24 protein-coding genes are annotated in these 20,034 nt (G+C 42.9%); 17 read left to right on the forward strand and 7 right to left on the reverse strand.

Annotation, left to right across the window (positions count from 1 at the left end):
• The first annotated feature begins 95 nt into the window (after positions 1–95).
• Entirely contained in the window at positions 96–263 is a 168-nt protein-coding gene (locus DESACI_RS24455; RefSeq protein WP_014826435.1) for a hypothetical protein, read from the forward strand.
• A gap of 35 nt (positions 264–298) precedes the next feature.
• On the opposite strand, the gene DESACI_RS06710 is transcribed toward DESACI_RS24455, so the two are convergent.
• The gene (locus tag DESACI_RS06710) at positions 299–649 is read right to left on the reverse strand and encodes a GRAM domain-containing protein (RefSeq protein WP_014826436.1); all 351 of its coding nucleotides are present in this window, start codon (positions 647–649) and stop codon (positions 299–301) included.
• Positions 650–694: 45 nt separating this feature from the next.
• Between DESACI_RS06710 and DESACI_RS06715 the strand changes: the two genes are divergently transcribed.
• The 5 genes from DESACI_RS06715 (at position 695) to DESACI_RS06735 (ending at position 8,076) form a co-directional block, all read left to right on the forward strand.
• Positions 695–1,411, forward strand: a complete 717-nt coding sequence (locus DESACI_RS06715; RefSeq protein WP_083845553.1) for a recombinase zinc ribbon domain-containing protein — start codon at positions 695–697, stop codon at positions 1,409–1,411.
• 358 nt (positions 1,412–1,769) lie between these two features.
• Positions 1,770–2,264 (forward strand): ATP-binding protein, encoded by a 495-nt coding sequence (locus DESACI_RS06720; RefSeq protein WP_242833139.1) that lies wholly within the window; start codon positions 1,770–1,772, stop codon positions 2,262–2,264.
• Entirely contained in the window at positions 2,264–2,638 is a 375-nt protein-coding gene (locus DESACI_RS06725) for a hypothetical protein (protein ID WP_014826437.1), read from the forward strand. The genes DESACI_RS06720 and DESACI_RS06725 overlap by 1 nt, the downstream gene beginning before the upstream one ends.
• Before the next feature lie 315 nt (positions 2,639–2,953).
• A complete protein-coding gene (locus DESACI_RS25400; RefSeq protein ID WP_014826438.1) occupies positions 2,954–6,772 on the forward strand; it encodes a cell wall-binding repeat-containing protein in 3,819 nt (1,272 codons plus the stop codon).
• Between the two features lie 926 nt (positions 6,773–7,698).
• Positions 7,699–8,076: a hypothetical protein gene (locus DESACI_RS06735; protein ID WP_041275992.1), complete on the forward strand. Its 378-nt coding sequence runs from the start codon at positions 7,699–7,701 to the stop codon at positions 8,074–8,076.
• On the opposite strand, the gene DESACI_RS06740 is transcribed toward DESACI_RS06735, so the two are convergent.
• From DESACI_RS06740 to DESACI_RS24695, 4 genes are all read right to left on the reverse strand, one after another.
• Positions 8,071–10,149: a recombinase family protein gene (locus DESACI_RS06740; RefSeq protein WP_014826439.1), complete on the reverse strand. Its 2,079-nt coding sequence runs from the start codon at positions 10,147–10,149 to the stop codon at positions 8,071–8,073. The two genes, DESACI_RS06735 and DESACI_RS06740, sit on opposite strands and share 6 nt — an antisense overlap.
• Positions 10,150–10,328: 179 nt before the next feature.
• Entirely contained in the window at positions 10,329–10,676 is a 348-nt protein-coding gene (locus DESACI_RS06745) for a DUF6788 family protein (protein WP_014826440.1), read from the reverse strand.
• Between the two features lie 46 nt (positions 10,677–10,722).
• Entirely contained in the window at positions 10,723–10,989 is a 267-nt protein-coding gene (locus DESACI_RS25740; protein WP_427846740.1) for a DUF5372 family protein, read from the reverse strand.
• Complete coding sequence (locus DESACI_RS24695; RefSeq protein WP_162470960.1) at positions 10,916–11,074, reverse strand: hypothetical protein; 159 nt, start codon at positions 11,072–11,074, stop codon at positions 10,916–10,918. The genes DESACI_RS25740 and DESACI_RS24695 overlap by 74 nt, the downstream gene beginning before the upstream one ends.
• On the opposite strand from DESACI_RS24695, the gene DESACI_RS06750 reads away from it, so the two are divergent.
• From DESACI_RS06750 to DESACI_RS06755, 3 genes are all read left to right on the forward strand, one after another.
• Positions 11,019–12,548 carry a group II intron reverse transcriptase gene (locus tag DESACI_RS06750; RefSeq protein ID WP_242833175.1) on the forward strand — a complete coding sequence of 510 codons (1,530 nt, stop codon included), beginning with the start codon at positions 11,019–11,021 and terminating at the stop codon, positions 12,546–12,548. The two genes, DESACI_RS24695 and DESACI_RS06750, sit on opposite strands and share 56 nt — an antisense overlap.
• 149 nt (positions 12,549–12,697) lie before the next feature.
• The gene (locus DESACI_RS25405) at positions 12,698–12,823 is read left to right on the forward strand and encodes a hypothetical protein (RefSeq protein ID WP_282434156.1); all 126 of its coding nucleotides are present in this window, start codon (positions 12,698–12,700) and stop codon (positions 12,821–12,823) included.
• Positions 12,824–13,042: 219 nt separating this feature from the next.
• On the forward strand, positions 13,043–13,495 hold the full coding sequence (locus DESACI_RS06755) for a staygreen family protein (RefSeq protein ID WP_014826441.1): 453 nt from the start codon (positions 13,043–13,045) through the stop codon (positions 13,493–13,495).
• 9 nt (positions 13,496–13,504) lie between these two features.
• On the opposite strand, the gene DESACI_RS24465 is transcribed toward DESACI_RS06755, so the two are convergent.
• Both DESACI_RS24465 and DESACI_RS06765 read right to left on the reverse strand, forming a co-directional pair.
• A complete protein-coding gene (locus tag DESACI_RS24465) occupies positions 13,505–13,657 on the reverse strand; it encodes a hypothetical protein (protein WP_158310156.1) in 153 nt (50 codons plus the stop codon).
• Between the two features lie 245 nt (positions 13,658–13,902).
• Positions 13,903–14,121, reverse strand: coding sequence for a DUF378 domain-containing protein (locus tag DESACI_RS06765; protein WP_014826443.1), 219 nt, complete (start codon positions 14,119–14,121; stop codon positions 13,903–13,905).
• 751 nt (positions 14,122–14,872) lie between these two features.
• On the opposite strand from DESACI_RS06765, the gene DESACI_RS06775 reads away from it, so the two are divergent.
• From DESACI_RS06775 to DESACI_RS06805, 8 genes are all read left to right on the forward strand, one after another.
• Positions 14,873–15,328, forward strand: a complete 456-nt coding sequence (locus tag DESACI_RS06775) for a GNAT family N-acetyltransferase (protein ID WP_014826445.1) — start codon at positions 14,873–14,875, stop codon at positions 15,326–15,328.
• A 239-nt stretch (positions 15,329–15,567) separates the two neighbouring features.
• Positions 15,568–16,011, forward strand: coding sequence for a DUF3795 domain-containing protein (locus tag DESACI_RS06780; RefSeq protein WP_014826446.1), 444 nt, complete (start codon positions 15,568–15,570; stop codon positions 16,009–16,011).
• 217 nt (positions 16,012–16,228) lie between these two features.
• Positions 16,229–16,576 (forward strand): DsrE family protein, encoded by a 348-nt coding sequence (locus DESACI_RS06785; RefSeq protein WP_014826447.1) that lies wholly within the window; start codon positions 16,229–16,231, stop codon positions 16,574–16,576.
• Between the two features lie 140 nt (positions 16,577–16,716).
• Positions 16,717–17,406, forward strand: coding sequence for a gluzincin family metallopeptidase (locus tag DESACI_RS06790; protein ID WP_014826448.1), 690 nt, complete (start codon positions 16,717–16,719; stop codon positions 17,404–17,406).
• Positions 17,407–17,659: 253 nt separating this feature from the next.
• Positions 17,660–18,175, forward strand: coding sequence for a GNAT family N-acetyltransferase (locus tag DESACI_RS06795; protein WP_014826449.1), 516 nt, complete (start codon positions 17,660–17,662; stop codon positions 18,173–18,175).
• 290 nt (positions 18,176–18,465) lie between these two features.
• Entirely contained in the window at positions 18,466–19,098 is a 633-nt protein-coding gene (locus tag DESACI_RS06800) for a SurA N-terminal domain-containing protein (RefSeq protein ID WP_014826450.1), read from the forward strand.
• Positions 19,099–19,103: 5 nt separating this feature from the next.
• Positions 19,104–19,277, forward strand: a complete 174-nt coding sequence (locus tag DESACI_RS25105; RefSeq protein WP_242833140.1) for a hypothetical protein — start codon at positions 19,104–19,106, stop codon at positions 19,275–19,277.
• Positions 19,278–19,390: 113 nt separating this feature from the next.
• Entirely contained in the window at positions 19,391–19,993 is a 603-nt protein-coding gene (locus tag DESACI_RS06805; protein WP_014826451.1) for an HD domain-containing protein, read from the forward strand.
• Positions 19,994–20,034 lie beyond the last annotated feature (41 nt).

Below are 20,034 nucleotides of genomic sequence, written 5' to 3' on the forward strand. Positions count from 1 at the left end.
CTATGGTGTTTGTTTTGGGTTTTTCCTATTTGGGTCTCGTCTTGTCCTTGGGGTGTGGATAGTGGCATACTTGGTATACCAAGAGAGGGATGCATATGCCCGATAATAAACTCCTAAAGACCATAAACATCAGGGAATCACTACTGGAAGAGTTCGATGAAGAAATATTTAATGCGTTGGTGGAGAAAAATTCTCACACCAACGCATTTTGTTTTTGGGTTGAAGAGCAGGATGAGGGTAGAAGAAATAGGGGAGTAGAATAACATTGAAAAGAGACACCCCATAAGCCCGCTGGTAATCAACCAAGGGAATGCAAATCAATGGCATTTATAATATTCATTTCTGATTTTACAACTTTAATGATATCATCCCGTTCACTAGGAAAACTAACAAAAGAAAGGTTTTTCTTTTTCATTCCTTGTGTTTTAATTCTAATTCCCGTCTTTATCAAAAACAAGAAATTCCGCTGTTCGATAGATGTGATTTTTTCTAATGGTATCCTATAATTATGCTTTTTGTTATACCAGATAACTGTTTTATCTGTAATTTTAAGTTTTCCATTGATAGCAACAAACATGTTTATTCTATAATTAAATAATGATCTTTCCAATAACAAAGTTTCATCATCTTCAATTTTGCCATTTTCCATTAAACTTATATTGAAGAAAACCACCCACCGATTATCACCAAAGAGATGTTTGACAAGGTTCAGGATGAGAAGGAACGCAGAGCATTGCTGAAGGGGAATCTGGTGGGCGATAGGCATAAATATAGCAGCAAATATCCTTTTAGTGCTAAAGTATTTTGCGGGCACTGTGGGAACATTTTTAAAAGGCGACACTGGAACAGCACAAATGCATCAAAGAAAATTGTATGGCAGTGTAAAACATACATTTTTGACGGTAAAGACGCTTGTGGTGCAAAAGCTGTCGATGAGAATGTTCTGAAGGATGCCTTCGTGCGGATGTTCAATAGAATTTATGAAGACAGGCAAAACTTTATCAAGACGATGACTTCGAATATCGAAATGATTATTTTGCAAAGGCCAAACATCAAAGAAACAGAGGCTTTAGATAATCGGATTGAAGAATTGAAAAATGAGTTGAAGAGGCTCATTCGGTTTCAGGTGAATAATAGCGTCGATTCTGAGGTCTATACTGAGGAATACAAAAGCATATCTGGAGAACTGGAGGAAGTAAGAAAGAAAAGGCTTGAGCATGATAAGGTAAATGAATCAAAGGATGGCTCGAAACAAAGGTTTGATGAAATCCTACAGGCAATAAACAGCAGGGATTCCTTGCTTGAAGAGTTTGATGAGCAAATATTTAATGCGTTGGTCGAGAAGATAGAAATTTTCTCGCCAACGCATTTTGTTTTTGAATTAAAAAGCGGGATGAGGGTGGAAGAGTGAATCGAATGGGAGGATTTCAAAGCGTATCAGGCAGCGCAGGGTACGCTGCTGGATAAGTTTGATGGGGATTTGTTTTGTAAGTTGATTGAAAAGGTTAGAGTGCGGTCAATGGTCGAGGCGGAGTTTGTGTATAAGGTGGGAGTTAAGGAGAGGGAGGTACTCAATTAAAAAACTAACTTGTCAATTGTATATTCGTACTATTGACATACAAAAGGATAAGTCAATATTGGAGAATTTTTGCTGTTAAATATTCGAAAGAATTAAAAGGAAAATAACAAAATATAAAGAATAATGAATGTCAATAACGCTGTTAACACATTTTTTTACAAACTGCCTTTGTACAGGGCTAGAACGGTTTGTGAACGAATATGAGGAAGAGAACGAAACCGATCCGCTTCCGGTCTTTTGTGAAAATGTTGTGGTAAATCCTATTTTGGGATATTACTCCCTGAAGGCCAAGGAAAACGGCACTCCATTTCACTGCGCCTGTAGCATTCCAAAACGACTTTCCATGAGCGACAGCGATCTTTGTGTCGTTTTGGGCAATACCTTGGAAAACGCCATCGAGGCGTGCGGGAATTTGGACAATCCGGAGGCGCGGTTCCTAGCGGCGGAGGCGGGAATCGTCAAAACTCAACACTGCGGGAAGGTTTTCACCCTGATGGCCGCGTTTCCCAATCTATGCGCCGCGGAGGAAAGCCGGAGCGTGAGCCGTCGGATGCAGCCATTCGCTCATCATAATTCATGGATTCTTGAGCCTGTAACCTGTTTTGCAGGGTCTTTCAATACCAATTTCGGCGAAAAAGGGGTCAATTTCGCCATGTCCATGATGCAGGCTCTTTTTTATGTATAATGAAAAAGGGTGATCGGAATGCTTTACCGGCTTTATCCTCAAACAAACCAGACCGGGATTTTCACGGAGAAAAACAGCCGAAGCAAAATCCCGTACTGTACCACGAAAAAAATGCGGGAGCTGTATCCGGACGAAGGCTTTGTCATTATCGGAGAAATCGGGAACTTTGCGGAGGTGTTTGGCGATCAGGATGTGCTTCTGACAAGCGCAGGCAAAGCGGTCCCCATATTCCCGAGGGGGAGCCTGATGAAACCTTTGGAGTGGATCGCGGGGTATGTTGCGGTGGGGGAGAATACCTATGTCGCTGCGGTCAGGAGTATAATCCCCACTTTCCTCCGTCGCCGGAAGTGAAGATTGTCACACACCTGTTATAAAAATCAATCGCATATTATGACAAATGCCTGTAAGCTCCCTGTTGCATGCTTTTAGGGCTAAGGATTCTTTCTATGTAAAGCCGCGAGAACATGAGCCATTGAAATAATAACAATGAAACCAAGGGGTGAGGTTTAAGTGCGTTCGCCGCCAAACAAGGAAATAGCGAAACATACATACAGGAAATGCGTTGAATGCAATATCGCAGCTGGATATCAACCCTATGATTATGGGCGCAAGTCAGGGTCGTTTTTCTTAAGTACAGGTAACAAGCTATGGAATGCTTTCCGATGAAAATTAAAAACGGAGGCGTGAAGATGAGGAACAAATACGCAGCCTTAGCCATGGTGGTGGCATTGTGTTTTTTAACGTTTTTGCCGGGTTATACCCCCAACGCTATGGCGAATACGAATCCCTATACCTATGATATATCACAGGGGAATATCATAATATCGGCAGGTACGACTTCCGGCATAAAAGTATCCTATGGCAGCGGACAGGCTGATGATAATATTACAACTAGTCAGGCAATCACCATAACAGACAGCAGTCCAAGCACCCCAACTGCAAATATTGTGTATGTAAACAGAAGCCTTGGCACCTTAAATATCACCCTGGAAAACGTCAATATCTCCGGCAATCAGCCGTTTTCGATAGGGTATGAAACAAATGTAGATTTGACGCTTGTTGGCCAAAATACCCTGAACGCTGGCTCTGGTCTGTCTTCGGGCCTTCTCATAGGGTCGGGATCCACCCTTGAGGTAACTGCTGCCAGCACGGGTTCCCTCACGGCTATAGGCGGCAGCGGAGGCGGCAGCGGAGGTGGCGCCGGCATCGGCGGAGCTGGAAATTACTACGACGGCGGCGACTGCGGCACAGTGACCATCAACGGGGGTACAGTCACGGCCATAGGCGGCAGCGGTTCATATGGTGGCGCCGGCATCGGCGGAGGCGGAGGCGAGAGCGGCAACGGCGGCAATGGCGGCGCCGTGACCATCAACGGGGGTACAGTCACGGCCATAGGCGGCAGCGGAGGTGGCGCCGGCATCGGCAGCGGAGCCGGCTATTTCATTAGCAAAGGCACGTTGACCATTAACGGCGGGTCGGTAAAGGCAAGCTCCCAGCCCTACGTGTATAACAGCAGCAATAACCAAGAATATCTTGTCACAATATCGGGTCTGCCGGCTTCTGCCGGCATGTCGTATTCAGTCAACGGGGGAAGCTCTTTTTCCTGCTCGACGGATAACAATGGTAAACTCTATCTGTGGTTGCCCCAGACGGCAGTCTCCGCGACGGACACCGTTTTAATTACAACCAGCGGTACCCGATATTTAGCCTCCGGCGCGGTCTCAGCTACAAGTGCCAATAATTTCACAGCGAAGGTACTACCAGCAGCAACGACCAATACGGCAACAAATGTAACAAGCAGCGGCGCTACGTTGAACGGGACAATCAACGCCCATGGAGACAGTACAACCGTAACCTTTGACTACGGCACTTCAACGAGCTATGGAAGCACAGCGCCAGCCAGCCTAAGCCCGGTGACAGGTTCAACCGATACAGCTGTGAGTGCTGCTATTACAGGTCTGCAACCGAATATGACCTATCATTACAGAGTGGAAGGAGTCAATTCAGGAGGGACGACAGACGGCTCAGACGAAACATTTACCACCGATGCAGTGCCGATATCAGACTTTGCAACTACGGCAAAGACCTCCAGCACAGCGGCATTCACCTGGACGGCAGCCAGCGGGGCAACAGGTGTTATCATCCAGCAGTCGCCGAGCGGAGCCAACACCTGGACGACGGCAAGCACAACTTCAGGGGCGATAGCCGTTGATGCGACGACAGCCACAGTAACAGGTCTTAGCCCAGCAACCGGCTATGACTTCAGGTTGATGATGACCGGAGGAGTTAATGCGGGGAACTCTAATTCAGTCACTGTAACCACTGATCCGGCCCCGGTAGTTCCTACTACCTACAGCGTGACCATCGGAAGTCTGACTGGGGGAAGTATTACGGCTAACCCAACTTCAGCAACTTCAGGAACAGCTATTAACTTGACGATAACCCCGAATGCCGGAATGAAGTTAACACCGGGGACACTAAAGTATAATGACGGAACAACAGATTACCCGATCAGCGGCACGAGCTTCACGATGCCGGCGGCCAGTGTGACGGTCTCCGCCCAGTTTGAGCAGATTCCAGCAAACAGTTATACGGTGAGTATCGGAAGTCTGACTGGGGGAAGTATTACGGCTAACCCAACTTCAGCAACTTCAGGAACAGCTATTAACTTGACGATAACCCCGAATGCTGGAATGAAGTTAACACCGGGGACACTAAAGTATAATGACGGAACAACGGATTACCCGATCAGCGGCACGAGCTTCACGATGCCGGCGGCCAGTGTCATTATATCGGCAGTGTTTGAAGCGATACCTGATTCTACACACGAAGGCGGTGGAGGAGGTTTTTCCGGAGGTGGAAGCACATCCGGCGGAGGAACGACCATAACTGGCAATGTCATCAATGGTACGACCGGTGCAGTGGTTTCCAATCTGACAGGAACCGTAACGACGGATAGTAACGGAAATTATACCGTCTCCATGAAAGCGGCTCAAACTGTAACCTTCCAACAACCTGACGGAACCTCGAGCCCTTTAAGCGATCTTTCTAAAGTAAGCTACGTATCGTTAGGGGGTTCGCCGGTAACCGTTTCAGCTGATGGGACTATCAATCTTCAGAACCTGGCCAAAGGAACGGACAATCAGTATAAGATCACCTATGATTTAGGTAACGGACAAACGCTTACGCTTGGAACTCTGGAGGTCATCGTTTCGAAGGATGGAACTGTCAGTTTAAAATGCTCCTTAATTGATCCCTATGGCATCATTACGGATGCGGCGACGGGCAAACCCATTGTCGGAGCAAAGGTTACCTTGTATTATGCCAATACGGATAGAAACAAAGCCAATGGCAAAACACCGGATACCGTCGTATCCTTACCGGGTATTGACGGATTTAAGCCCAACAATAATCAAGATCCTCAGACCAGTGATACGTATGGAGCCTATGGCTTCATGGTCTTCCCAACGACAGATTACTACCTCGTGGCCACCAAGGATGGATATAACCAATATACAAGCCCGACAATCTCTGTGGAACAGGATATCGTCAAATGGAATTTCAAAATGAATCAAACCAGCTTAGGAGTGATCAGACTGGCGGGCCAGAGCCGGGTCGATACAGCCCTCGCCATCGCCATAGCGGAATACACGGGCCAAATTTCTAATGTTGTCTTAGCCACAGCGGACAACTATCCGGACGCTTTATCAGGAAGTGTTCTGGCTTACAAACTTAATGCACCAATTCTTCTGGTTGGAAGTTCAGAGGCCGATCAAGCAAAAGTCTTAGATTATATGAAGGCAAATCTAGATCCGTCAGGAAATGTCTATATTTTAGGCGGCACAGCCGTGGTCAGCGCAGATATGGAAGCTAAAATCAAAGCCGATGGTTTTAAACAGATCACCCGCCTGGGTGGAACGGACCGCTATGATACTTGCGACAAAATCGCCGATCAATTACAGGTCAAGAACGGAACGCCCGTTGTGCTGGCCTACGGAGAAAACTATCCGGACGCTTTATCCATTAGCAGTATGGCAGCGGAAATGCAGTACCCCATCCTCTTAGTTCAAAAAGACGGAATCGACGATGCAGTCAAGAATGAGATAGCGGCCATTAAACCCAGCAAAGTTTATATTATCGGAGGAGAAGGGGTTATCAGCTCAACGGTGGAAAGTCAGATAGAACAGATCACCACTTTAGACAAAACAAATATCGTAAGAATTGCCGGACAGGATCGCTACGATACCTCCCTGGCCGTCGCCCAATACTTCAACTTAGCCGGGCAAAGTGTCTGTATAGCAACTGGGAATAATTTTTCTGATGCTCTTGCCGGAAGTGTCTATGCTGCTAACCACAATGCCTCGATTATTCTGGCCGACGGCAGTTTGTCCGATCAGGTTGTGAATTATTTAAAGAGCAAAAACCTTACTGGGGCAGCTATATTTGGCGGTGAGGCTGTTGCGAATAAAGGCATTGAGCAGCAGCTTAGTCAGTTGATAGGAAAGTAGAGTAGAAGTATAGGTAATTTGGTAAATAAGGATTAAACTCATAGAGCCCATGTGATTAAAAATTCATTAATCACATGGGCTTATTACTAATGTGTTTGCTAAACCGACTTTTTGGCAACTCCAGGCACGTTGGTGTGACTTCAATGACATTCAATTCATCAACACCAACCCACGTTGAGACCGTGGTAAGTGTGCGCGCTGTTTTTACACAAATATAGGCAGTAATGCTTGATATCAAAAGTATGCAATAGGCTACAGCCTATTGAACTGTGTTTCCGAATCATTGGGTGTAATCCCCAAGTGCATAGAAGGTTGGCTATGTAGAAAGGCTAATACTCCGACATGCTTGATAATTTGATAAAGTGAAAGTGATTCTGGTATGAAGCTCGGTGAAGGCGGCGAAAACCAGACCTGAAAAGCGGTTAGGGAAGTAGTCGGGCCGCCATAAAACGACCATGTTGACACACCAGAAACCTGCGTATGTTAGGCTCGAAAACGGTGGGTAATGAAAAGCACTGAGCGCTGCAACATTATCACACCCTTAAAGGGTGAGAGGAAACGGTTAAGGATATACTTGCATCCACGACTGACGCTATCCATAAAGGATGCGTACCTAGTCCACCAACCAAGGACAAAGGTTGAACTCCGGGTCAAAGCAGGCAACTAAAGTCGTATGTAAGGCTAGGAAGCATGGAACAGCGGAACCCTGCAAGATGGAGCCTATCGAAGCTATGAAATCTCGCCATGTAGGAAATGACAGGCAAATGTAGGGGGCAGCAGCCCGTAGTAGCAATGAAGCAGGATAATACCTGTTGAGCAAAGGGGCATAGTCAAACAAGAGAAGGCAATATACCGGAGCCTGACTGGGAAGCCGTTGCGCAATCCTGGTTAAACCCACAAGAATCTTTCCGAAAGGAGGGATGCCTGTGGCTCAAAAATCAGTCTACTTAAATTTGAGAGATGAAACAGACCTAAATTCCATCCTAGATAGCTTTTACATCAGCACTCGACAGGAGCTTGAAAAGGGCAATTTACCAAAATTCAAGAATATGCTGGAACTTGCCAAATCAGAAGTAACCATTATTACTGCTATACACAAAATTAAATCTAATAACGGCAGTAAAACAGCGGGAACCGACGGCAAGACCATAACAGACATCTTGAAACAACAATATCCAGATGTAATTCGAGGGATCAGAGACGCATTAGACAATTATAATCCACATCTCCTGAGAAGAGAATGGATACCCAAACCGGGTAAAACTGAAAAACGGCCTCTTGGTATTCCGATGGTATGTTCATAATGCACCCTCCTCAATAACGTTTAAGCCTCTAGCTTTAATGATCTTGGTTGAAGTATCAGCGTAAGTACTTAGCACTTTCTCGGTAGTTTCGTCGATTATTATGCTGTATGGCCGTCCTGGTCCTAATTGTTTGCCCTGAATTTTGCCGGTTTCAAGCCAGTAGTATACAACTCCAGGACTCACGTTGAATTTGGAGGCCACATCTTTAACGGAAAGTTCATTGCTCTGTTTAACAAGCCCGGGAATCTTGTAACGGTACCTTAGCCAGGCAATAGAACTTTCGGTAAAAGTGCGTCCTTCCGGAGTACGGTATCCATTCTTGTTGAAACTGTCTGCAATTTCGGCACTCGACATCGTCTTAGCCAGTTCTTTAACAAGCTCAACCGTCTCGGGAACGTGCTTGCGGGTGATTGAAGGAGGCAAGGATTTCTTTGTGTAAATCAGTTCGCTGTGTCTGCTGCGCCAACGAATGCCTAATTGCACATTTTGGTCAAGAGGTTGGCAAGTCACTGTGACATCTTCTATCAAGAGGCGGACGAGCCGCTTTCGATCCTTCATAAGGGTCGTTGGAGCGTTCCAAATGCGGGGAATGTCCTCGGCTAAGCGCAGGATCATGTGGCGATCTTCGCTTGTTGGAGACCAGGCTCGATTTGCCTTAAATTGTTCGTATTCCTCCTTTAATTGGTCCAAAGCCAGTAGTTTTTCATTCCATTTTGCTTCTAACGTACGTACCACTAGACGGTTTTCCGGCTCAGATAAATCGTATTGGCGGTAAGCTCGCTCCACTTCAAATTGTGATTGTTCCAAAGCCAGCCGCCAACTCTTGTTGGCAGCATGATCTTCGTCACTGAGCCTGTCTAGAGAAAGTAGGGCAAGTTCTAGTTCTGCAGGTTGAAGAAGTTCCATGATCCTTTTGGTCACGGCCTGATCAAGGGGTTCAGCTCTAATCGATGAACATGTGCAGGCTTTACCTAGCTCCCAACGTTGTTTGCATTCGTAACGAGGTTGAATACCACCGTTGCCAGTATAGCGAACCGTCATGTGCCTACCGCATTTACCGCAAATCAGTAGACCTTGTAATAGGGTGCTGCCTTCCCGAGCTGCGCCACTTACCGCTACATTGGTGCGGTTTTGTTGTAGTTGGTGTAAATTTTCCTCATACTGGGCCCAAGAAATATAGCTTGGATGGTGATCGTGGATGAGCACTTCCCATTGGTCTCTTGGCAGACGCACCATTTGAGTTTTAAAGGCACCTTGGTTGTCAATCTTCTTGCGGTATTTATAGCGGCCAAAACAATAAGCCCCGGCATAAGCGGGGTTAGACAAAACACCGAGCACCCGGGAGTGAGTCAAAGTGCCCCAAATTAGTTTGCCGGCCCAAACACCGCCATAGGCTCGTTTAGGAAACTGCAAACCGTTAGTAGAAAAAAATTTAACGACACCATAGGCACTACCGGAAGCTTGGAACGAAGTAAAAACATTTCGTACAGCAGCTTGGACCGCTTCATCAGGGTCCAAAGACGTATTACCGTCGGAATCGAAGCAATAGCCAACCGGCAAAGGGAAATGAAGCTCCCCTTTGTGCGCTTTGTTTTTCTTACCGCCAATCAGACGGGCACGCAAAAAGTGCAGTTCAGCTTCACTCATTGTTCCCTTGAAGCCTAGGATGAGGCGGTCATTAAACTCATTCAAGTCATAGAAGCCATCTTCGTCGATAACGATGGTATCGTAAAGCGCACAAATCTCGAGCAGTTGAAGTAAATCTGCTGAAGAACGGGCTAAGCGGGAGACCTCTAAGCCAAAGATGGCTCCCACCTGCCCCAAAGAAACCTGACCGACTAAACGTTGAAAGCCTTGGCGGTTGGACTTGTGGGCCCCGGAAATATCTAAGTCTTCGTCGATGACTTGAACTAGATTCTCGCTCCAGCCCAGATTCAAGGCTTTCTCCCTCAGCGCATACTGGCGCTCGGTACTCTCCTTGTGAAACCGGACTTGGGCAAGCGTCGATTGACGGATGTATACAAGGGCTGTCCGGTTCAGATGAATCGATTTCACGATCGACACTGATGACATCGTCTAAATCTCCTTCCTCATGCATTGCCACAAGAAAGGAGCGAAGAATTGAAGAAAAAACGCAAACCACTTCTTCGACACGATCACCTACTAAACTAGCCAGAACAGACTCTTGAGCCGACCAAGATGAAGAGATGGCGGCTTGAGACATATGATTCACTCCTCCCTATGTAGCATAGCTAGTCTTGAACACGTCGTTGTAAGAGTTCCAGATTAATTTCTGCAAGTTCCCCTAAGATGTCTTGGATGCGGTGGAAATTATCCAGGCGTTGTTGAACCCAGGGCTCCCAACTAGTCGGCACATAGACCAATCTGGTTTTTCCTTCATGCAAACTGGATAAATAGAGACTGGGATGGCCCTGACCAGATGCACAACGACAGTTCGCTTTACCACACTTGACGTAGCGGGTGATTAAAGAGCCACGAAGGATTTGATCAAGGAGTGGTAAGGAACCAGTTAATTCTTGTCGCCGAGCAACTAGTAAATCGGTAGAAATAGATTTCAAAGTATTCTTAGCAGTATTCATGCTAATAAGATTTTACCCCCTTCTCCTAAATATGTCAATAGATCTACTATTTCGACGGAGAGAGAGTTTTATCTTTTAGTTTAGAACTTAAATTGAGTAAATCTCTAAGGACAAAAGCATCCAAAGGAAAGTTCATATCCGAAGGGTTTACTGAAAGGGGGTCATGATCGGTCCATGATTCAGGCACACTAAGAGATCCGCTTTCTGTGACAACAGAATATAAGCGGACCCCGTAAACCTTACGTACTTGTAGAATCTTGAATGTTTGTCCCTTCAATGGATGAAATGGATGAGTGATAGTCAGACATCCCAAATCCTTTTTGTGACCATGTGCAGTCTGCAGTGACCGTCCCGGCTATCATAGACAGAGTTATCCAGGAAATTCTACGTATACTCATCGAACCCATTATGGAGGCGCAATTCTTTAAACACTCCTATGGATTTCGACCAATGAGAGACGCACATATGGCACTCGAAAGAACAACTGACGTATGTCATAAAACAGGATATCACTGGATAATTGAAGGAGATATTCGTGGCTGTTTCGATAATATAAATCATACCAAACTCATTAAGCAACTTTGGCACATGGGCATTCATGACAGAAGAATTCTAATGATAGTCAAGAAAATGCTCAAAGCAGGAGTTATGAATGAGTCAAGGATTACTGAAGTCGGAACACCTCAGGGAGGTATCATATCGCCGCTCTTAGCTAATGTCTTTCTTCACAAATTGGATCAATGGATTGTACGGGAATGGGAAGAAAAGAAAACCAGACATGAATACCATCCAAACAGCCGAAATAAAGAATTAAATAAAACCAACCTCAAACCCGCGTACCTAGTCAGATACGCGGACGACTGGATATTGGTAACAAATAGCAAATCTAATGCTGAGAAATGGAAAAGGCACATTGAGAACTATTTGGACAATAAACTCAAACTAAAACTCAGTCCGGAGAAGACTCTCATTACTAATGTGAAGAAAAACCCTATCCAATTCTTAGGATATAGCTATAAACAAGTGCCCGGGAAATCTAGAACAGGATGGATACCACGAACCAGACCAAACGATAAACGTCTTAAGGCGAAAGTGGAAGAGCTACGAAAACGCACTAAGACACTGCGAAAACTCAACGCTGAACAACTTGTACATCAAATCAACGACCTCAATAGTGCCCTAATCGGAATAGGCAACTACTACCAACCTGCAACGTGGGTGAACATCGAACTTAATAGATATGCGGATTCTCTGAAATATACTGCATTCAAGGCACTTAAACCCAAAGGTGGAAAATGGACGCCGGCTAATATATGCAGTAACTTGCCCCTACGACATAAGGATTACACCACACAAATCCCAGCCATAAAGTATAAAGATCTAACAATTGGAGTCACTAGCCTGGGATTCGTCAAATGGAGGAAGGTATACCAGAAAAATCTCGTAGAAACACCCTACACACCAGAAGGAAGAAAAGCCCATTATGAACGCACACTCAAAAGGGAAAGACTGGCAAGAGACGACATAACAATGAGTCTTACATTATCTCATCTCATAGCCAGGGGATTAACAGAACCAAAATATAATTTTGAGTATCTTATGAACAGAGGATATGCGTTCAACCGAGACAAAGGTAAATGCAAGATATGTGGGGAACCAATTATAGGATATGAACTGGAAACACATCACATCAACCCTAAACTCCCCATAGATCAAATAAATAAGGTCAACAACCTTGCATCAACACATCAAACATGTCACAAGCTAATACACTGCGGTCAAGACGTTCTAAAATTGGTCGGAAAGAAAGCTCATAAAAAGATTATCAAATTTAGGGAAAGGCTCAAGTTAGAAGCTCAAGAAATTGTTTGATGGAACGCCGTGTGCGAGGAAACCCGCATGCACGGTGTGAACCGGGGGAAAAGGAGCCTGGATGGGTAATGCCATCGGAGTATCCTTACCTATCGGTATTTGAAAACACTCACAGGATAAGAATCCGCTATTCATGAGGGTTGTAGGGTATGGAAATTTTCGGAATTAAATCAAAAGCAGGCGCAATGTTTTCTGCTTACGTCTATGGAAACATATCCATGTATTTTAGAGGATGTATTCAGGGATTCTCAACTCTTGAAATGAAAGTTCAATAAACAAATATTTAATGCGTTGGTTGAGAAGATAGAAGTTCTCACGCCAACGCATTTTGTTTTGAGTTGAAGATTGGGTTGAAGGTAGAATATATATGGGATAACGGTGAGGCGGTATGTTGATCCATTTATAAGTTGCTCCTTTGCATGAAGAATGCTGGACACAATTAGCACGCAGTGTTAATAGAATAAGTAAAATTTATAAACAAGGAAGCGATCACCATGAAATTTAATCCGGAAAAATTACATATAGAGTTTCGAAATGGAATCACACCAATAGGACCGATCTTGGGTAGAAGATATACTTTAACTCATTCTGATGTTACAGCCGAACTATTTCTAACTGTAGGATTAACATTTGCCTACGATAAAATTAACATGATGAGAGATGAGGTGCTAGGAGAATGGCTAATTAGTTGTAATCAATGTACATTAAATGCTTTTTGCCATGTGGGTGGTGAAATGGGAAAAGAAAGTGCAAGAAATAGAGACATGATATTCAAGAGAGAACTGAGGTTAGCGCTTGAGAGTATACGGTATGGGGATAATTCTTTATTTAAGACACATCCATACTTGGATGAATCACCAATTTGGATTAATTTTAATTCTGTATATTCAGAATATGACCGAGCTGAGTGCTGGGGAATTTTTAGGGATTATACACTGGGAAATTAAGAGAACATATTAAACGTGTTGCTCGGCGCTTGCCAGAAGGTACTTTGTGATCTGCTGATTAAAAAGTCCCATCGGTTCGCAAGCCTCTGCATTCGCTGTTGTCCCTATGATCCCAGCGAGCATATCCTCAGCCTTACGGCTTCGGTATCCCTCGTGGGACATGAACAACTAAATCATTACTTCGATCAAATGCCTATGTTGGATAAAATTGAAGATGATGAACTGAATAATTTTATAAATAAATATGATAAGTGCTTTCTCGCTATCATTTATTTCAAAAGGTTTGCCGGTAAGGTTCCTTCTGATCGGTGGCTCATTTTCTTCTAAGCTAAGCCCTTCTGTTAAAAAAATAAGGCACCTAAAGGTGCCCCACTTGCTATTGAAAAACATTTTTATTAGACTTTTTATTATGACTTAACTTTAGAATCATTAAAAAGAAAAGAGATCGAGTAAATACCTGCAAGACCTACAATAACATAAATTAACCTACTCAATATAGATGAAGTTCTAACCGTATCGCCACCAAAAATCGCAGTCACAAGATCCCATTGAAATGCACCGACTAATAACCAATTCAAGGCTCCGACGATTACAAGTATTAAAGCTGTTCTTGATAACCAATTCATTTGAAAAACCTCCAATAGTAATATGTATCTATTATTGTAAAATATACCGGAGTTTATACTTAATCTTTCTGGTGTTCGCCTTTGGAAATATGGCACAGCTTAACAAAAATAACCAATTGTTCAAATCTACTTTTAAGTTGGCGTTATTTAATTACAACATCATCGGGGAAATTACATATCGGGAGTGTTGGGGGCATGGGATAGGGAGTTCAGTGAGACTTAACAATAATAAATAAATTTTCGGAGGAGAAAGCATAGGATTGGCATATCATGGCTTATATTGTTTGCGTTGCAAATATTTTATGGCATTTATGGAGAAAACTCTTGAAAAAAGTCTAATGAGTAACGGGATTTGGACTGGAAATCGTCTAATCTATTGGAGCACAGTACGATCATATAAATGGAAGGGAAAAAAGGAAGGCTATTTTACTTTGAAAATTGAGTATTATGAGTATTATACATACCATACAGCCATTTTAAGAGTTATCGACAAACAAAAAGAAGAGGTCGATGGATTATTCAAGAAGATGGTTAGGGTCTCAAAAACCAACTAACATATCTACCAACAGAGCGTTTTGCGTGTTTTTTGGCTTATTTCCCCCGAAGAAATCACCCCACACCACTCACTCACCTTGCCAAGTTCAAGAAGCCGCATGTGTAAAGTTAAGCCAGGAGTCAGAGTGCCGGGAGCATTGGTTGTGCATGTACTAAGCCGGTCTATAAACTAATCCCACCCATTGGAGGTGTTTTTATGTATCTTAAAATCGATGATTTATCCGGGCCACAAGTCGCTGAATTAGTGAGAGAACATCTTCAGAGTATGGTCCTTCAGTCTCCGCCGGAGAGTATGCATGCACTCGGTCTTGAGTCTCTTAAAAAACCTGAAATTACTTTTTGGAGTGCCTGGGAGGGTGATGAATTAGTTGGGTGCGGAGCTCTAAAAGAACTGGATAGCCAACACGGAGAAATCAAATCAATGCGAACTTCCTCATTCCATCGCAGAAAGGGTGTTGCCAAGGGAGTTCTTCAACATATTATTGAAGAGGCCAAGCGGCGTGGATATCAGAAATTGAGTTTGGAAACGGGTTCAATGGATGCTTTCGAACCAGCCAGAAAATTATATATAGGTTTTGGGTTCCAATATTGTGAGCCGTTTTCGGATTACGTTGAGGACTCAAATAATGTTTTTATGACAAAGAAATTATGAGTTCCGACAACATTCAGTCACCGCATCGAGGGTCAATCACCACACCTCACGCCCACCTTGCCAAGTTCAAGAAGCCGCCATGTTTAAAAGTTAGCCAGGAATCAATTACAGGGTCTTTGTGATGTAGTGACCATCTCTTCCGGGAGGCTGTTGGTGAGATTTCTTTGGCCTACCTGGTGGTACTTAAAGGCGGAGATGAGTCTAACGAAATATAGGTATATGTGAAGAGAGGTATGAAGATGGATACAACTGAAGCCATTAATAATTTGTCCGTTTGTGGATTGGATTGTTCAAGATGTGCTGACTATGAAAATGGCGAGATAAGAAATTTAAGTGCCAAATTGTCCGACCTATTGAAGGGTTATGAAAGACTGGCTAAGATGAAAGCTGAGAATACTCCAAATTTTAAAGGATATCCTGAATTTGTTAGTATTCTTAATCATTTTGCTAAGTGTACTTGTAGCGGCTGCAAAAGTGAAAACATTCAATGCCCTTTGGATTGTCATGCAAAAACCTGTCGTAAGGAGCGTAACATCAATTTTTGTTTCGAATGCGATGAGTTTCCATGTGCCGACCAATTTGAAGGGAAACTCAGAGAAAGATGGATTCAAAGAAATAATAAAATGAAGGAGATCGGCGTAGAAAATTATTATATCGAGCAAGGCAAATTACCAAGATATTAAGTACAACCTCACTCTGGATTATTCCTTCCAACACCCGATCCAAATTACCCCCAACCACTTGCCCCCTTGCCAAGTTCAAGAAGCCGCCTTTGTTTAAAGGGTTAGCTGGTGGTAATGGGTGTGAGGTTACAGAAGGTGGGCCTTCTAGCCGGAGAGATTGGGGGACAAGTTATATCAATGAGTCTAGTAGAAGCGAAAGATTAGGAGGCATGTTACGATGAGTCAGCCAGATAAGTTGCTAGTAGTTTGGACTAACGGAGATAGGGATGTTGCAATACGTATGGCATTTATGTACACTCTAAATTCCAAACTTAAGGAATGGTGGAGCGAAGTTAGCCTAATAGTTTGGGGGCCATCTGCAAAACTCCTCACAGATGATACATCTTTGCAGGAATACATTGGGAAAATGAAAGATGCTGGAGTGGAATTATTAGCATGTAAAGCATGTTCGGATAGTTATGGTATCTCGGAAGCGTTAGAGAACATGGGGATAAATGTAAAATACACTGGTCAAGTGCTTACCGAATTTTTGAAAGATGAAAATACAAGAGTTATAACTGTTTGATAACTTGCCAAACATGCCGGAACGTTAACCCAGCTAAATTATTTTACGTAGAGCCTGTCTGTCCCATATGCTGAAGACACTCCACGCCACCCGCCCCTTGCCAAGTTCAAGAAGCCGCAATGAAATGAGGAAATGCAATAATGGATAAACTTTTTTTGAAAGCTGAGACCCAACACTTTATAATCGACTACAATGAAGAAGATAAAGACTGCATAGATGATGTTGCAAGTATACTTGAATCTAGCTATAACAGAATTACAATGAATTTTAAGCAAAAACTTGATGATAAACTGATAGTCGAGATTCATGCAAATCTCAAAGAACTACATTTAGCACTAGGTTTTCCAGATGCACCTGATTGGATCAGAGGAGGGCTAGGATTCGGAAAAATAATTATTGCATCACCATTAAATCCTCCTCCTGGGTCGGGATATAGTAATGTAGTAAACACTGCAGTTCATGAATTTATACATATTATTCTTAGCAAAATCAATAACAATATCCCAAGATGGCTAGATGATGGGGTTGCTTCTTTTGAGGCGAAAGACAATAATGAGGTTTGGATAAAAAATACTATCAAACAAGGTATAATAGAAAACGAAATACCATTATTCAATGATTTGGACACTGGAGATGATTTCGAAACTTTCTTTAAAAGAAATGGGTATCAATATTCTTACTCCATAATAGAATTTGTGGTTAAGGAATTCGGTTATGAAAAGTTGTTACATTTTATTAAACACCCCAGTAATTTTAAAGTAGCATTTGGGTTAACAGAAAATCAGCTTCGAGATAAATGGGTTGATTATTTAAGGGACAAGTATAGATAGTTATCGAGCACTACTTCACGCTTTGCCAGAGACAAGGCTCCTCGAACATAGAATTCAAACAACCTAGCTCGCTTATTCCGTCCACCTCATCAATACCAAATCATCAAGCCACTTTGCCCCCCTCGCCAAGTTCAAGAAGCCGCCTGATTTAAAGGGTAGCTGGGGGTCAGAGTGGCGGGGATTGCGTGTATGTGGGGATTTTCATCCCGGTATCGTTGGTGATTAATCATTTAGACAAATACTGGAGGAAAAAATGGCATATATTCTTTGTCCACTAACAAGTGGTCACATGCATGTACTATACGAATGGAGGCTGCATGAACAAAACTTTGATTATTATACATGTCGCCCTGTGCACGATTTACCAACTGAAACCGAATTTATTGAGAAATTGGAGAAAGATATTATTCAGCAAATTAGACAAATCTTTGTGATAGTAGACGATCAAGAAATAAGTAAACCGTTTGGGCGAATCACATTGTTTGATTTTAATCCAAGAAATCACAGTGCCGAATTTGGATATTACATACCGGCTGAGTTTCGGGGCAAGGGAATAGGTCAGAACATGGTAAGATTACTATTAGAGAAGGTTTTTGATCAAGAAAATAATTTAAACAAGGTTTGTGCAACCACTTCTTCGAATAATCTTCCTTCAATTAAGCTTTTGGAGAGAAATGGGTTTAAACTTGATGGCCGACTTCGTGAACATTATTGGATTAGGGGAATCAGATACGACCAATTGCATTATTCAATGCTCAGGAGTGATTAGGAGTAAATGAAAAATTGCAGTAGAAGGAATCACATACACCGGCAGTAAATCACCGACCGCTTGCCCCCCTCGCCAAGTTCAAGAAGCCGCCTGGATTTAAGGTTAGCTGGGTAGTCAGAGTGCCGGGGCTTGCGTGTGGTTATCGGATGGTGGGTCTACTAGCCGGAGAGTGTTTGGATTAACGGAGCGTTTTTGGACGCTCTTTTTCCGTTCTTATTGCAGGAAACAGAGGGCAATCGTGGAATTATGATTAAGATACCTGATTTAACCACTACGTCTGGCTGTTGAGGATGAAGGGTGAGCGTCTACTAGAAAAGAGGGATTTAGTTGATGAGGAGAATTCAATATCTATTGTACTTTCACTTCTGTTAAGTCTAATTTTAATCGGCTGTGGTCAAAAAGCTGAACAACAAGCCCCAACAAACATACTTAAAGCGGTACAAAGCATGACATCACAAAATAATAGTCATACCAAAATAGCACAGCCCATTGTCGGAAGTACTACGAACATAGCAATCCCTGATCTTAAGAATATAAAAAATACAAAGTATCCAGAAGTAGTTGCAGAGGTAGGGGGTACCAAAATAACCGGTTTGCAGCTTACGCGGGAAGTTTTAATTAAGCAGAATGACTTTGTTAACAATATTAAAAAGCCCCAGGATGAATTCTTCTACGAAAAAATAGCATTGGGTCTTCTAGTAAAAAATGCGTTAATTGATAATGAGGTAATGCGCCAAGGATTGCAGGTAACTCCAGACGAAGCTAGCTCATATTTGGAACAACAGAAAAAATCTATGGATTCGCTACCAGATAGCGACCCTGCCAAAAAAGGGTATACAAAAACAATAAATGACAATGGCTTTAGTACTTCCACGGATTACATCAATTCTCCCGAAACGATAAATTTGCGCAAATTCTTTTAGGAAGAGTGAAACTTAGAAACTTAGTTTTACACTCGATTCCAGCCGGACAAAATGAGGCTTTTAAAGCATGGCAAGATTATACAGATAAGCTGATAAATCAAGGTAATTACAAAATATTTATCCCTGTTGATATAAAGGGGTTCCAGCAATTAGAGGAGCAGGTTGCCATAGGAAAATAGGGAGAGTTATATCACCCCCACACCAGCCCCCCTTGCCAAGTTCAAGAAGCCGCATTGAGTTAAAGGCTAGCTAGTAGTCAAGTACCGAGTCTTTCGAAAGGAATAAGAGCATCATGAAAATACCTTCTATCAAAGAGACTAAACAATTATTGTATGAAGCCGCAACACTTAATTCTGGTCCTTGGGTCGAGCATTCAATCCTTACTGCAGAAGCGGCCAGAAATATAGCAAGTAATCATCGAAATCTTGATTCAGAAATTGCGTATATACTTGGATACCTTCATGATATAGGGAGACGTTACGGAATGTCATATATGCGTCACATCGTAGATGGGTATAACTTTCTTAGTCAGATGGGTTATGAAGATTGTGCTAGGATTTGTCTAACACATTCCTTTCCCTTAAAAAATCTCCAATCATATTCCGGCAACAATGACTGTACCGCCGAAGAAAGTGAATTGATTAAGAGATATATTTCTGAAATTAATTACTCTGAGTACGATGAATTAATTCAGCTTTGCGATGCTTTAGCAACGCCTAAAGGGTTTTGTTTACTTGAAAAACGTTTGGTAGATGTGGCATTGCGGTATGGGGTCAATGACTTCACAGTTTTAAAATGGAAATCCACCTTTGAAATTAAAGATAAATTCGAAAAGGTCATTGGTAGGTCGATTTATGACTTATTGCCAGGGGTCAAAGAGACTACTTTCTTGTAGAGACAAGTGGTTCTATCAAAATATTCCCCTGATTCCCAAAA

This window comes from Desulfosporosinus acidiphilus SJ4, from assembly GCF_000255115.2.
Classification (GTDB): Bacteria; Bacillota; Desulfitobacteriia; order Desulfitobacteriales; family Desulfitobacteriaceae; genus Desulfosporosinus; species Desulfosporosinus acidiphilus.

Coding starts and splice junctions, on each gene's coding strand:
- DESACI_RS24455 (WP_014826435.1), top strand. CDS start 96: ATGCCCGATAATAAACTCCTAAAGACCATAAACATCAGGGAATCACTA.
- DESACI_RS06710 (WP_014826436.1), bottom strand. CDS start 649: ATGGAAAATGGCAAAATTGAAGATGATGAAACTTTGTTATTGGAAAGA.
- DESACI_RS06715 (WP_083845553.1), top strand. CDS start 695: ATGTTTGACAAGGTTCAGGATGAGAAGGAACGCAGAGCATTGCTGAAG.
- DESACI_RS06725 (WP_014826437.1), top strand. CDS start 2,264: ATGAAAAAGGGTGATCGGAATGCTTTACCGGCTTTATCCTCAAACAAA.
- DESACI_RS25400 (WP_014826438.1), top strand. CDS start 2,954: ATGAGGAACAAATACGCAGCCTTAGCCATGGTGGTGGCATTGTGTTTT.
- DESACI_RS06740 (WP_014826439.1), bottom strand. CDS start 10,149: ATGTCATCAGTGTCGATCGTGAAATCGATTCATCTGAACCGGACAGCC.
- DESACI_RS06745 (WP_014826440.1), bottom strand. CDS start 10,676: ATGAATACTGCTAAGAATACTTTGAAATCTATTTCTACCGATTTACTA.
- DESACI_RS24695 (WP_162470960.1), bottom strand. CDS start 11,074: ATGAGTATACGTAGAATTTCCTGGATAACTCTGTCTATGATAGCCGGG.
- DESACI_RS25405 (WP_282434156.1), top strand. CDS start 12,698: ATGGAAATTTTCGGAATTAAATCAAAAGCAGGCGCAATGTTTTCTGCT.
- DESACI_RS06755 (WP_014826441.1), top strand. CDS start 13,043: ATGAAATTTAATCCGGAAAAATTACATATAGAGTTTCGAAATGGAATC.
- DESACI_RS24465 (WP_158310156.1), bottom strand. CDS start 13,657: ATGTCCCACGAGGGATACCGAAGCCGTAAGGCTGAGGATATGCTCGCT.
- DESACI_RS06765 (WP_014826443.1), bottom strand. CDS start 14,121: ATGAATTGGTTATCAAGAACAGCTTTAATACTTGTAATCGTCGGAGCC.
- DESACI_RS06775 (WP_014826445.1), top strand. CDS start 14,873: ATGTATCTTAAAATCGATGATTTATCCGGGCCACAAGTCGCTGAATTA.
- DESACI_RS06780 (WP_014826446.1), top strand. CDS start 15,568: ATGGATACAACTGAAGCCATTAATAATTTGTCCGTTTGTGGATTGGAT.
- DESACI_RS06785 (WP_014826447.1), top strand. CDS start 16,229: ATGAGTCAGCCAGATAAGTTGCTAGTAGTTTGGACTAACGGAGATAGG.
- DESACI_RS06790 (WP_014826448.1), top strand. CDS start 16,717: ATGGATAAACTTTTTTTGAAAGCTGAGACCCAACACTTTATAATCGAC.
- DESACI_RS06795 (WP_014826449.1), top strand. CDS start 17,660: ATGGCATATATTCTTTGTCCACTAACAAGTGGTCACATGCATGTACTA.
- DESACI_RS06800 (WP_014826450.1), top strand. CDS start 18,466: ATGAAGGGTGAGCGTCTACTAGAAAAGAGGGATTTAGTTGATGAGGAG.
- DESACI_RS06805 (WP_014826451.1), top strand. CDS start 19,391: ATGAAAATACCTTCTATCAAAGAGACTAAACAATTATTGTATGAAGCC.